Below are 12,185 nucleotides of genomic sequence, written 5' to 3' on the forward strand. Positions count from 1 at the left end.
GAGAGGGTAGGGCCGCTCGATGCCGAGCTTGAAAGACCTTCGAAACCGCATCGCCTCGGTCAAGGCGACGCAGAAGATCACCAAGGCCATGCAGATGGTGGCCGCCGCGAAGCTGCGCCGCGCGCAGACCGCGGCGGAGGCCGCGCGTCCTTACGCGGAGCGCATGGCGACGGTGCTCGGCAATCTCGCGTCCGGCATCACCGTCGGGCCTGAGACGCCGCGCCTGCTCGCCGGAACCGGCGCGGATCGGATCCATCTCCTGATCGTCTGCACCGCCGAGCGCGGCCTGTGCGGCGCGTTCAACTCCTCGATCGCGCGCCTGACCCGCGAGCACGCCAACCGGCTTCTCGCCGAGGGCAAGACGGTCAAGATCATCTGCGTCGGCAAGAAGGGCTACGACATCCTTCGTCGCCAGTTCGCCGAGCAGATCATCGAGTTCGTCGACCTGCGGGCGGTGCGTCAGATCGGCTTCGAACAGGCGGACATGATCGCTCAGAAGATTCTCGGCCGCTTCGAGGCGGGCGAGTTCGACGTTGCGACCCTGTTCTATTCGCGCTTCCGCTCGGTGATCGCGCAGATCCCGACGGCGCAGCAGATCATCCCGGCCCAGATCGAGGCCGCCGGCACCCCGTCGGAAGCGGTCTACGAGTACGAGCCCGAGGAAGGCGAGATCCTGGCGACGCTTCTGCCACGGAACCTCACCGTGCAGATCTTCCGCGCGCTTCTGGAGAATGCCGCATCCGAACAGGGCGCCCGCATGAGCGCCATGGACAATGCGACCCGCAACGCGGGCGAGATGATCAAGAAGCAGACGATGACCTACAACAGGTCGCGTCAGGCGATGATCACCAAGGAACTGATCGAAATCATTTCGGGCGCCGAGGCGCTCTGACGAATCCGAGAGGAGCCTCACATGGCTAAAACCGCTACTGCCGGCAAGAAGGCCGGTCACATCACGCAGGTCATCGGCGCCGTCGTCGACGTGCAGTTCGACGGCCACCTGCCGGAGATCCTCAACGCTCTCGAGACCACCAACCAGGGCAACCGCCTGGTGCTCGAGGTGGCTCAGCAGCTCGGCGAGAACACCGTGCGCTGCATCGCCATGGACACCTCCGAGGGTCTGGTGCGCGGCCAGGAAGTCACCGATACGGGCGCTCCGATCTCGGTGCCGGTCGGCGCCGCCACGCTCGGCCGCATCATGAACGTCATCGGCGAGCCCGTGGACGAAGCCGGCCCCATCACCGGCGAAGCCCAGCGCGCCATCCACCAGCCGGCTCCTTCTTACGCCGAGCAGTCCACCGAGGGCCAGATTCTCGTCACGGGCATCAAGGTCGTCGACCTCCTCGCCCCCTACGCCAAGGGCGGCAAGATCGGCCTCTTCGGCGGCGCGGGCGTCGGCAAGACCGTGCTGATCATGGAGCTCATCAACAACGTCGCGAAGGCGCACGGCGGCTATTCCGTGTTCGCCGGCGTCGGCGAGCGCACCCGCGAGGGCAACGACCTCTATCACGAGATGATCGAGTCCCGCGTGAACGTGAACCCGGCCGAGAACAACGGCTCGGCCGCCGGTTCCAAGTGCGCCCTCGTGTACGGCCAGATGAACGAGCCCCCGGGCGCCCGCGCCCGCGTCGCGCTCACCGGCCTCACCGTCGCCGAGCACTTCCGCGACCAGGGCCAGGACGTGCTGTTCTTCGTGGACAACATCTTCCGCTTCACCCAGGCGGGCTCCGAGGTGTCGGCGCTTCTCGGCCGCATCCCCTCGGCCGTGGGCTATCAGCCGACGCTCGCCACCGACATGGGCGCCCTGCAGGAGCGCATCACCACCACCACCAAGGGCTCGATCACCTCGGTGCAGGCCATCTACGTGCCCGCCGACGACCTGACCGACCCGGCCCCGGCCACGTCCTTCGCCCACCTCGACGCCACGACCGTGTTGTCGCGCTCGATCGCCGAGAAGGGCATCTACCCGGCCGTGGACCCGCTCGACTCGACCTCGCGCATGCTCTCCGCCGCCATCGTCGGCGAGGAGCACTACAATGTCGCCCGTCAGGTCCAGCAGGTGCTGCAGCGCTACAAGGCGCTCCAGGACATCATCGCGATCCTGGGCATGGACGAGCTCTCCGAAGAGGACAAGCTCACCGTCGCCCGCGCCCGCAAGATCGAGCGCTTCCTCAGCCAGCCGTTCCACGTGGCGGAAGTGTTCACCGGCTCGCCCGGCAAGCTCGTCGCGCTTGAAGACACCATCAAGGGCTTCAAGGGTCTCGTGAACGGCGACTACGATCACCTCCCCGAGGCTGCCTTCTACATGGTCGGCACCATCGAGGAAGCCGTCGAGAAGGCCCAGCGCCTCGCGGCCGAAGCTGCCTGAGCTTGAAAGTTATGCCGTCGTGGCAGGAGATCTCTGAGCAGATTCTCTACTGCGACGGCAGTCTTCGAGATGTCTATGTTCTCGATACAGGTCCTAAAGATTGGAAGCTTTTTCTCGAAGCGCTCTCCCACTCAGAATGGACCTACTCCTATACCTGGGAGGGCGAGCTTCAGCCTTTGCCTCTGACATTCTTAGAGGCACGGAGCAAAGAAGGACCGGCTCTCCTGAGCATCGATAAAGATGCTCTTCGGCTGAACTGCCATTTCTTCGGAGAGGACGAGATCGAACTCGACTTCGACCCTAGAGACATCAAGAGCCATGAGGTGTTTGAGCGATTAAACACCTTTTTGCAGTGGCTGGCGGATTTGCTACAGAAGAGCATCATTATCACACCGGAAAACACACGCGATGATGTCATCCTGACAATCTCGCCAGCGAGCAGGGGGGCTTGAAATGGCTACCTTCAATTTCGAACTCGTCTCTCCCGAGCGTGTGCTCTTCTCAGATGCGGTCGATGCCGTCGTCCTGCCCGCCAGCGAAGGCGACATGACGGTTCTTCCCGGCCACGCGCCCATGATGACGACGCTCAAGACCGGGTTCCTCATCATTGGGAACGGATCGGGCAACGGGAAGCGGGTTCTGGTGCGCGGCGGCTTTGCCGACATCAACCAGAACGGACTGACGGTTCTGGCCGAGCGCGCTCTTCCTGCCGAGGAGCTGACGCAGGAGGTTCTGGATAAGGAAATCCTCCAGGCCGAGATGCTGTGGGATTCCACCACGGACCCGGCCGCCAAGCACGCGGCGGAGGCGACTCTCGCCCAGCTGCGCGAAGCCAAGGCGGCGCTCAACTACTGAATCGAAACACCCGGCCCCGCGCCGGGTTTTTTTTGGCATGGACCCGGCTGCACCGCTCATTCTCACGCTCCGGTTCGACGAGCGCTCCTTCGCCTTCTTCGAGGCGCAGCGGCAGCGCTACTTTCCGCCCGAGCGGAATTTCATTCCGGCGCATCTCACGCTGTTCCATCACCTGCCGGGCGAAAACCTGACCGCCATCGCGCGCGATCTCGAAGATCGCATGTCGGAACAAGGCGCCTTCTCTCTGGCGGTTTCGGGTTTGCGCTCCCTGGGGCGGGGCGTAGCCTATGCGCTGTGCTCGCCCGAGCTCGATGCCTTGCGCGGCGATCTCTTCCGGCAATGGCATCCCTGGCTCACGCCCCAGGACCGGCAGAGGCACCGGCCTCATGTGACGATCCAGAACAAGGTCGATCCGAGCGCGGCGAGGGCGCTCCTGGAAGAGCTGAGCGACGGCTTTCAACCGTTCCAGGTCAGCGGGATCGGTCTGGATCTATGGTGGTATCGCGGCGGACCGTGGGAGAAGGCGCAGAGCTTTCCATTCATGCCAGAATGAACCGTTCTCAGTCATGTGAGAAGGTTTCCGGCTGGTGTCGCATCCAACGAACGGTCCTCATCCTGCCCTCATCCTGAGAGTCTGGCCCGTAAAGGCATGGCATTTCTTTGCCTCCCCCTTGTGGGGAGGGACAGGGTGGGGGTGCCGTCGCCAGACCTTTATAGGCTATCGCTCACACCCCACCTCCACCTCCTCCCCACAAGGGGGAGGAGAGCCCGCGTTGCACCTGACGAAGACAAGTCTCAGGCAAGCCCGGCGCTCGCGGGGAGGAGCGTCGCCCGCGCTTTATGAGCCAGCCTCTCAGGATGGGTCTGAGGAAGGTTTAAAACGAAATCACCGGCACGAGGCCGGTGATGATGTCATATCGGTGTTGGGAAGGATGAGAGTGCTTGGCCCTCATTCCCCCATCGCGATCAGGTTGGCATTGCCGCCTGCGGCCGCGGTGTTGATCGTCACCGTCTGCTCGGTGGCGAAGCGCAGGAGGTAGTGCGGGCCGCCCGCCTTCGGGCCCGTGCCGGAAAGGCCGTGGCCGCCGAAGGGCTGCACGCCGACCACCGCGCCGATCATGTTGCGGTTCACATAGACGTTGCCCACCGACAGCGCCTCGACCACGCGCTCCACCGTGGCGTCGATGCGCGAATGCACGCCCAGGGTCAGGCCGTAGCCCGTGCCCTCGATGGCCTGGATCACCTCCGCAAGACGATCCGCCCTGTAGCGCACCACGTGCAGCACGGGGCCGAAGACCTCCTGCGCGAGATCCTGTGGCTTGCCGAGTTCGAAGATGTGTGGAGCCACATAGGTGCCCGCAGCAGGCGCTTGCCCCGCATAATGCACCTTCGCGGAGCGCGCCGTCGCGGCGATATGCGCATCCAGCTTGTCCTTCGCCTCGCGGTCGATCACCGGCCCGACATGGGTCGAGACGTCGCGCGGGTCGCCGATCTTCAGCTCGCGCGCATTGCCCGCGATCATCTCGATCATGCGGTCGGCCACATCCTCCTGCACGCAGAGGAGCCGAAGCGCCGAGCAGCGCTGACCCGCGGAGCGGAAGGCCGAGGTCACCACGTCGTCCGCGACCTGCTCGGGCAGGGCGGTCGCATCGACGATCATCGCGTTGATGCCGCCCGTCTCCGCGATCAGCGGCACGATGGCCGCATCCTTGTTCGCGAGCGTGCGGTTGATGATCCGCGCCACTTCCGTCGAACCCGTGAATACCACGCCCGCCACGTCCCTTTGCTCGACGAGGCGCGCGCCGATGCGCCCGTCGCCGGGCACGAGATGCAACGTCGTCTTCGGCACTCCCGCTTCGTGAAGGATGCGCACGGCGAGATCCGCGATCAGCGGCGTCTGCTCGGCGGGCTTCGCGACCACGGCGTTGCCCGCCATCAGCGCGGCGCTCACCTGGCCGAGGAAGATGGCGAGCGGGAAATTCCACGGCGAGATCGCCACGAAGACCCCGCGTCCGCGTAGGCTCAGCACGTTGCTCTCCCCGGTCGGCCCCGGCATCGCCTCGCCCGCCCCGAAGAGAGAGCGGCCCTGAACGGCGTAATAGCGCAGGAAGTCGACGGCCTCGCGCACTTCGGAGAGCGCATCGTCGAGGGTCTTGCCGGCTTCCACCTGCAGCAGGTGCAAAAGCGCCCCGCGCCGCTCCTCGAGAAGATCGGCGGCGCGCAGAAGCGCCTTGGCGCGCGCGTCTGCATCCGTCCGGCTCCAGCGTGCAAAGCCCATGCGCGCAGCGGCCATGGCGCGGTCCGCGACCTCCGGGGACGCTTCCGTCACCTGGCCCGCCTGCGTGCTGCCGTCGATGGGGCTGATCACAGGACGCGGCATGCCCGAGGCGGCCTTGCCGTCGATCAGCGGCTCGGCCTTGAAGCTCTGCTGCGCACCCCTCGCGATCTCGGCGAGCAGGGCTTCGAGGGAGGCGCGATGCCCGAACTCGACGCCCTTCGAATTGTCGCGGTCGGGGCCGTATAGACGGCGCGGCAGCGGAAGCCTGGGATGGCGCGCCTTGTCGGCGGAGACGATGATGTCGGCGGGACGCTTCAGGAGATCGCGCACGGGCACGTCCGGGTCCGCCGCCACGGAGACGAAGGAGGAATTCGCGCCGTTTTCCAGGAGGCGGCGCACGAGATAGGCCAGCAGATCGCGGTGGCCGCCCACCGGCGCATAGGCGCGGCAGGCGAGGCCGGGCTTGTCCTCGAGCAGACGCGCATAGAGCGCCTCGCCCATGCCGTGCAGGCGCTGGAACTCGTAGCCCTCCGTGCCGCCCGCGCGCTCGATGATCGAGGCGACGGTGAGCGCGTTGTGGGTGGCGAATTGCGGATAGATGCGCGGGCGAAGGGAAAGCATCTTCTCGGCGCAGGCCATGTAGTGCAGGTCCGTCATCGCCTTGCGGGTGAAGACCGGATAATCGTCGAGCCCGCGCTCCTGCGCGCGCTTCACCTCCGTGTCCCAATAGGCGCCCTTCACGAGGCGCACCATCATCTGGCGGTCGTACTTCTCGGCCATCGCCGCGATGGCGTCGATCACAGAACCGGCGCGCTTCTGATAGGCCTGGATCGCGAGACCGAAGCCTTTCCAACCGGCGAGAGACGGATCGGCGATCACGGCTTCGATCACCTCGAGGGAGAGTTCGAGCCGGTCGGCCTCTTCCGCGTCGACGGTGAAGTTGAGATCGTAGGATTTCGCTTTTTGCGCCAGGGCGATCACGAGGGGCACGAGTTCGCGCATCACGCGCTCGCGGCTCGTGGCCTCGTAGCGCGGATGGAGTGCCGAGAGTTTCACCGAAATGCCGGGACGGTTCGGCAGGGGCTCGTTGCCCGCCGAGCGTCCGATGGCGTCGATGGCGGAGGAATAGGATTCAAAATAGCGGCGCGCATCGTCGGCCGTGCGGGCGCCTTCGCCCAGCATGTCGAAGGAATAGCGGTACACGCGGCCCTTGGAGGAGGTGGCGCGCTTCAAGGCCTCCTCGATCGTCTGGCCGAGAACGAAGTGGTTGCCCATCACGCGCATGGCCTGGCGGGTGGCCGCGCGCACGGCGGGAAGGCCGAGACGCTTCGTCAGCTGGCCGAGAATCCCTTCGGGCGTCTCGCCGGGCTGGATGACGCGCGCGGTGATACCGAGCGCCCAGGCCGAGGCAGAGACGAGAAAGGCGTCGGACTTCGCCTCATGGCTCGCGAAATCGGCGCTGCCGAGCTTGTCCTCGATGAGCTTGTCCGCCGTGGCGGCATCCGGCACGCGCAGCAGGGCCTCGGCCAGGACCATAAGGGCGAGGCCCTCCTTGGTGGACAGGGCGTATTCCCGCAGCATCTCCTCGACGCCGCCCAGGCCCCCGCCCTTGGCGCGGATCGCCTCGATCAGGCGGGTGGCCTGTTCATCCACACGGGCCTCACGTTCCGGCGGGAGCCGGGAACCGGCAAGAAGCCGGGCCGCGATGGCCTCGTCGTCTTCCGCAAAGGGAGGGTTGAAGGGCAGGGCGGTGCCGGGGGCAGGGCTCATCGTCGTTTCCTCTGGATGTTTCCCGGAATATAGGCGGGGGAAAGCCGTGCTTCGATGGCAAAATCAGCCGATTTGCCGTAGGAAGAACGGGAAATACTATCTGGAGCCATGAAAATGTCGGATTTGGACCGGATCGATCGCAAGATCCTCAAGCACCTCCAGGCCGATGGCCGCATCGCCAATGTGGACCTGGCCGAGAAGGTCGGGCTGTCGCCGACCTCCACCGGCGAGCGGGTGAAGCGCCTGCAGCGGGACGGCTATATCGCAGGCTACGGCGCCCGGCTCGATCCGCACCGGCTCGGCCTCGAGCTTCTGGTCTTCGTGGAGGTGTCCCTCGACAAGACCACGCCGGACGTCTTCGAGAAATTCGCCGCCGCCGTGAGGCGCGCGCCCGAGGTCCTGGAGTGCCACATGGTGGCGGGCGGCTTCGATTACCTGGTCAAGACCCGCGTCGCCGACATGGCGGCCTACCGGCACTTTCTGGGCGAGATCCTCCTCGCCCTTCCGGGCGTGAAGGAGACCCGCACCTATGCGGTGATGGAGGAAGTGAAGAGCGACGGGATGCTTCCGGTTTAACGGAGACGGGAGGGCTTTGAGGCCCTCCCGCTCAGTCATCAGCCGGTCACCTGTTTCGCCTCGGGCTCTTCGCCCCGCGTCTTCCAGAGGCTCCAGAGGACGCCAGTCGCCAGGATGCCGAAGGTTACGGCCAGAGAGATGGCCGGCGGAATCTTGGCAAGGTCCAGCATGTCGGCCGCGAAGATCTTGGAGCCGATGAAGATCAGCACGAAGGCCAGCGCATATTTCAGGTAGTGGAAGCGGTGCACCATGGCGGCAAGCGCGAAGTAGAGCGCGCGCAGGCCGAGAATGGCGAAGATGTTCGACGTGTAGACGATGAACGGATCCGTCGTGATGGCGAAGATCGCGGGCACCGAGTCCACCGCGAAGATCACGTCGGCGATTTCCACGAGCACCAGCGCCATGAAGAGCGGGGTCATGAACCACACGGGCTTCCCGGTCTTCGGGTGCTCCTTCTTCACGAAGAAGCGCTCGCCGTGATGCTCGTCGGTGACGTTGAAGTGACGGCGCATGAGGCCGATCACCGGGTTCTTGGCGATGTCGTACTCCTTGTCGGAGAAGACGAGCATCTTCACGCCCGTGGCGATCAGGAACACGGCGAAGAGATAGAGAACCCAGGAGAACTGGGAGATCACGGCAGCGCCGAAGCCGATCATGATCGCGCGCAGCACGATGACGCCGAGAATGCCCCAGAACAGCACCCGGTGCTGATAGAGGCGCGGTACGGCAAAGAAGCCGAAGATCATGGCGATGACGAACACGTTGTCCATCGCCAGGGCCTTCTCGACGGCAAAGCCCGTCAGGTAGTTCATGCCGGGCTCAGGTCCCAGATACCACCAGACGAAGCCGCCGAAGGCGAGGCCGAGCGCAATGTAGAAGGCGCTCATGAAAAGGCTCTCGCGCACGCCGATCTCCCGGTGCTTGCGATGAAGCACGCCGAGATCGAGGACGAGGAGAGCGACGACGATGAGGAGGAAGGCAAGCCACATCCACAGGGGCTTGCCGAGCCAGCTGATGAGCAGGATCTCGAACATGATGACCGAACCCGTTGGTTGAACCGACGTCGGTTCCGACATCACGGACGCTTTCTCGTCCGCCAGAGGGGCCCGGTCACCGACGAAACCAGAGGTGGGGAGGGGGCGCCCAGCCGTCAAGGGGGCGCGGATCCGGAATCTTCTGCTCACCTTTTCGTCAGATGCCGGTTCGGGCGGCAGGAATGCCGAGGCAAGAGACTTGACCCCCCGCACCGATCTGCTTGCATGGTCTAAGAACAGGGCAGGTGGCCGAAAACGGCGCCACGAGGCTTGAGACGATAAGAATCAGAGGTAACGGCGATGTTCGCGGATCGTTCGACAAAGGCGCGGTGGCTCAAGGGAATGCTGGCGGGCGCGGCCGTGCTCCTCGGCGCCGCCGCCGCCCAGGCGCAGACCCCGGTGCGGTTCTCCCTGGACTGGCGCTGGGAAGGTCCGGCTGCGCCCTTCGCGGTGGCGCTCGACAAGGGCTACTTCAAGGCCGAGGGGCTCGATGTCACGATCGACCCGGCCGCAGGGTCCCGCGAGCCTATTTCCCGGGTGGCCTCGGGCACCTACGACATGGGCTTCGGCGACGTGAACTCCCTCGTGCGCTTCCGGGATGAAAATCCCGGCGCCGACATCAAGGCCGTGATGGTGATCTATGACCGCCCGCCCTTCGCCATCATCGGCCGCAAGAGCCGGGGCATCGGCAAGGATGTGGCGAGCCTCCAGGGCAAGAAGTTCGGCGCGCCCGCCGCCGACGGGGCCTATGCGCAATGGCCGATCTTCAAGGCCGTCAACAAGATCGACGATTCGAGCATGAAGTTCGAGAACGTGGGCTTCCCCGTGCGCGAGCCCATGCTGGCGCAGGGCGAGGTCGATGCGGTCTTCGGCTTCGCCATGTCCTCCTACATCAACCTCAAGTCCCGCGGCGTTCCGGCGGACGATATCGTCGTCCTGCCCATGAGCGATTACGGGGTGGAGCTTTACGGCAACACGATCCTGGTCTCGCAGAAATTCGCGCAGGAGAAGCCGGAGGCCGTGAAGGGTTTCCTGCGGGCCCTCATGAAAGGTGTGCAGGATGCGGTGAAGGACCCGTCGAGCGCGGTCGATGCGGTGATCAAGCGCAATGACGTGGCGAAGAAGGACGTGGAGCTCGAACGTCTCAGGATGGTGCTGGAGCAGAACATGATCACGCCCTGGGTCAAGGAGAACGGCTTCGGCGGCATCGACAAGGCCCGCTTCGCCAGGGCGCTCGACCAGATCGGGCTGACCTTCACCTACAAGGCCAAGCCCGAGGTTGAGGCGGTGTTCACGGAGGAGTTCCTCCCCGCCGCCGACCAGCGGAAGGTGAACTGATCCTTCGAGCCCGGCTGTCGATGCAGTCGGGTTTTTTCTTGCTCATGGCGCTTTATGGCATGGAACCCTTCGTCGAACTTCACGACGTGACTCACGTTTATGCCCGGGCCGAGGACAGCCTCCCGGCCGTCAGGAGCCTGACCCTGAAGGTGAACGAGGGCGAGTTCGCCGCCATCGTCGGGCCCTCCGGCTGCGGCAAGTCCACCCTCATGAAGCTCGCCACCGGATTGCAGTTTCCCGTCGAGGGAAAGGTCATCGTCGGCGGCAGGAAGGTCGCAGCCCCTGTGAAGCTCGCGGGCATGGCCTTCCAGAACCCGACCATGCTGCCCTGGCGCACTACCCTCGACAACATTCTCCTGCCCCTCGAAATCGTCGAACCTCATCGCTCGCGGCTGCGCCGGCACAAGGCGGAGTACGTGGCCAAGGCCGAAGGCCTGCTCGCTCAGGTGGGGTTGAAGGGCCAGGGGCACAGGTTTCCCTGGCAGCTTTCCGGTGGCATGCAGCAGCGCGTCTCCCTGTGCCGCGCGCTCATCCACGAGCCCAAGCTCCTCATGCTCGACGAGCCCTTCGGCGCCCTCGACAGTTTCACCCGCGAGGAATTGTGGTGCGTGATGCGCGACCTGCATGCGGCGCAGAAGGTCACGATCGTTCTCGTCACGCACGACCTGCGCGAGGCGGCGTTCCTCGCCGACCGCATCTTCTGCATGAGCGCGCGCCCCGGGCGCATCGTCGCCGAGCGAGAAGTGGGGTTCCCGCGACCGCGCGATCTCGACATCACCTACACGCCCGAATTCGCGGCGCTCGTCCACGAGTTGCGCGGGCATATCGCGCAGGCGCGCCAGGCGGTGTGAGGCGACATGAAGACCAGGAACCAGCTTGTCATGGCCCCCTTCATCTTCACCCTCGGCTTCTTCATCCTGTGGGAGATCCTCTGCCTCGTCCTGAACATTTCGAGCTTCATTCTGCCCGCGCCCTCCACGATCCTCCAGGCCGTGTGGGAATACCGCAGCCAGCTCACATTCCACGCCATGCACACCCTCTGGATGACGCTGTCGGGTTTCAGCCTCGCGGTCGGTTTCGGCCTCCTGCTCGGGATGGTTCTGGGTTCATCGCGCCTCATCAATGCGGGCACCTATCCGCTGCTCGTGGGCTTCAACGCGATCCCGAAGGTCGCCGTGGTGCCGATCCTCGTGTTCTGGTTCGGCGTCGGCTGGGTGCCGCCGGTGATGACGGCGTTCCTGATCTCGTTCTTTCCCATCGTGGTGAACGTCGCCACCGGCATCGCAACGGTGGAGCCCGAGATGGAGGACGTGCTGCGCGCCCTCGGCGCCTCGAAGCGCGACATCGTGTTCAAGGTGGGCGTGCCCCGCGCCATGCCCTATTTCTTCGGAAGCCTGAAAGTGGCGATCACGCTGGCCTATGTGGGCTCCGTCATCGGCGAGCAGAACGCGTCGAATGTGGGCATCGGCAATCTGCTGACCCGCGCCTCCGCCGCTTTCGAGGTGCCTCTCGTCTGGGCCGCCCTCTTGGTGCTCGCGGTCCTCGGCGTCGCCATGTATGCGCTCACGGCCTCCGTGGAGCACTCCGTGACCGGATGGGCGCAGCGCTCGCAGATGGTCGCCTGATCTAGAGCGGCGGTCATTCAAACGAATCCATATCCGGCGGCGGTAAAGTAGTTGCGGCACGCCTCAGGCTTCACGAGATCGCAGATGTCGCCGATGGCGCGCCAGAGTGCCTCGATGGTTCGGGCTTCGGCTTTGCGCAAGTGCGCTTTGATCTGCGAGAAGACCTGCTCAATCGGATTCAAGTCCGGACTGTAGGGCGGCAGAAACAGGAGCCACGCGCCACGGGCCCGGACGGCCATCTCGGCTTTCGCACTCTTGTGTGCCGGAAGATTGTCGAGGATCACGACGTCGCCGTGCGACAGGGTCGGAGCCAGCTGGGTCTCCACATAGGTCTCGAAGAT

General features: G+C 64.9%; 12 protein-coding genes. 9 read left to right on the plus strand and 3 right to left on the minus strand.

Features of this window, described 5'->3' with window-relative positions; genetic code table 11:
- Window positions 1-19 precede the first annotated feature (19 nt).
- From L879_RS0115050 to L879_RS0115070, 5 genes are read left to right on the plus strand one after another with little or no spacing between them, the layout of a single operon-like run.
- Entirely contained in the window at window positions 20-892 is an 873-nt protein-coding gene (locus L879_RS0115050) for a F0F1 ATP synthase subunit gamma (RefSeq protein WP_027316837.1), read from the plus strand.
- 21 nt (window positions 893-913) lie between these two features.
- Window positions 914-2,368, plus strand: a complete 1,455-nt coding sequence (gene atpD / locus L879_RS0115055; protein WP_027316838.1) for a F0F1 ATP synthase subunit beta — start codon at window positions 914-916, stop codon at window positions 2,366-2,368.
- Between the two features lie 2 nt (window positions 2,369-2,370).
- On the plus strand, window positions 2,371-2,820 hold the full coding sequence (locus tag L879_RS0115060; protein WP_161634672.1) for a hypothetical protein: 450 nt from the start codon (window positions 2,371-2,373) through the stop codon (window positions 2,818-2,820).
- 1 nt (window position 2,821) lies between these two features.
- Window positions 2,822-3,223 (plus strand): F0F1 ATP synthase subunit epsilon, encoded by a 402-nt coding sequence (locus L879_RS0115065; protein WP_027316840.1) that lies wholly within the window; start codon window positions 2,822-2,824, stop codon window positions 3,221-3,223.
- A gap of 37 nt (window positions 3,224-3,260) precedes the next feature.
- Window positions 3,261-3,776: a 2'-5' RNA ligase family protein gene (locus L879_RS0115070; protein WP_027316841.1), complete on the plus strand. Its 516-nt coding sequence runs from the start codon at window positions 3,261-3,263 to the stop codon at window positions 3,774-3,776.
- Between the two features lie 396 nt (window positions 3,777-4,172).
- On the opposite strand, the gene putA is transcribed toward L879_RS0115070, so the two are convergent.
- A complete protein-coding gene (putA, locus tag L879_RS0115075) occupies window positions 4,173-7,271 on the minus strand; it encodes a bifunctional proline dehydrogenase/L-glutamate gamma-semialdehyde dehydrogenase PutA (protein WP_027316842.1) in 3,099 nt (1,032 codons plus the stop codon).
- A 114-nt stretch (window positions 7,272-7,385) separates the two neighbouring features.
- Between putA and L879_RS0115080 the strand changes: the two genes are divergently transcribed.
- Window positions 7,386-7,847 (plus strand): Lrp/AsnC ligand binding domain-containing protein, encoded by a 462-nt coding sequence (locus tag L879_RS0115080; RefSeq protein WP_027316843.1) that lies wholly within the window; start codon window positions 7,386-7,388, stop codon window positions 7,845-7,847.
- Window positions 7,848-7,885: 38 nt separating this feature from the next.
- Here L879_RS0115080 and L879_RS0115085 read toward each other — a convergent pair whose 3' ends face one another.
- Window positions 7,886-8,923 (minus strand): TerC family protein, encoded by a 1,038-nt coding sequence (locus L879_RS0115085; RefSeq protein WP_438268113.1) that lies wholly within the window; start codon window positions 8,921-8,923, stop codon window positions 7,886-7,888.
- A 258-nt stretch (window positions 8,924-9,181) separates the two neighbouring features.
- On the opposite strand from L879_RS0115085, the gene L879_RS0115090 reads away from it, so the two are divergent.
- From L879_RS0115090 to L879_RS0115100, 3 genes are read left to right on the plus strand one after another with little or no spacing between them, the layout of a single operon-like run.
- Window positions 9,182-10,219: an ABC transporter substrate-binding protein gene (locus tag L879_RS0115090; RefSeq protein WP_051435338.1), complete on the plus strand. Its 1,038-nt coding sequence runs from the start codon at window positions 9,182-9,184 to the stop codon at window positions 10,217-10,219.
- A gap of 59 nt (window positions 10,220-10,278) precedes the next feature.
- Window positions 10,279-11,070 carry an ABC transporter ATP-binding protein gene (locus L879_RS0115095; RefSeq protein ID WP_027316846.1) on the plus strand — a complete coding sequence of 264 codons (792 nt, stop codon included), beginning with the start codon at window positions 10,279-10,281 and terminating at the stop codon, window positions 11,068-11,070.
- A gap of 30 nt (window positions 11,071-11,100) precedes the next feature.
- Window positions 11,101-11,844 (plus strand): ABC transporter permease, encoded by a 744-nt coding sequence (locus L879_RS0115100; RefSeq protein ID WP_245265240.1) that lies wholly within the window; start codon window positions 11,101-11,103, stop codon window positions 11,842-11,844.
- A 17-nt stretch (window positions 11,845-11,861) separates the two neighbouring features.
- On the opposite strand, the gene L879_RS0115105 is transcribed toward L879_RS0115100, so the two are convergent.
- On the minus strand, window positions 11,862-12,185 hold a 324-nt coding region (locus L879_RS0115105; RefSeq protein ID WP_027316848.1), incomplete at its 5' end, for a transposase.

The organism is Microvirga flocculans ATCC BAA-817, from assembly GCF_000518665.1.
Taxonomy (GTDB): Bacteria; Pseudomonadota; Alphaproteobacteria; order Rhizobiales; family Beijerinckiaceae; genus Microvirga; species Microvirga flocculans.

Coding starts and splice junctions, on each gene's coding strand:
- L879_RS0115050 (WP_027316837.1), top strand. CDS start 20: ATGCCGAGCTTGAAAGACCTTCGAAACCGCATCGCCTCGGTCAAGGCG.
- atpD (WP_027316838.1), top strand. CDS start 914: ATGGCTAAAACCGCTACTGCCGGCAAGAAGGCCGGTCACATCACGCAG.
- L879_RS0115065 (WP_027316840.1), top strand. CDS start 2,822: ATGGCTACCTTCAATTTCGAACTCGTCTCTCCCGAGCGTGTGCTCTTC.
- L879_RS0115070 (WP_027316841.1), top strand. CDS start 3,261: ATGGACCCGGCTGCACCGCTCATTCTCACGCTCCGGTTCGACGAGCGC.
- putA (WP_027316842.1), bottom strand. CDS start 7,271: ATGAGCCCTGCCCCCGGCACCGCCCTGCCCTTCAACCCTCCCTTTGCG.
- L879_RS0115080 (WP_027316843.1), top strand. CDS start 7,386: ATGTCGGATTTGGACCGGATCGATCGCAAGATCCTCAAGCACCTCCAG.
- L879_RS0115085 (WP_438268113.1), bottom strand. CDS start 8,923: ATGTCGGAACCGACGTCGGTTCAACCAACGGGTTCGGTCATCATGTTC.
- L879_RS0115090 (WP_051435338.1), top strand. CDS start 9,182: ATGTTCGCGGATCGTTCGACAAAGGCGCGGTGGCTCAAGGGAATGCTG.
- L879_RS0115095 (WP_027316846.1), top strand. CDS start 10,279: ATGGAACCCTTCGTCGAACTTCACGACGTGACTCACGTTTATGCCCGG.
- L879_RS0115100 (WP_245265240.1), top strand. CDS start 11,101: ATGGCCCCCTTCATCTTCACCCTCGGCTTCTTCATCCTGTGGGAGATC.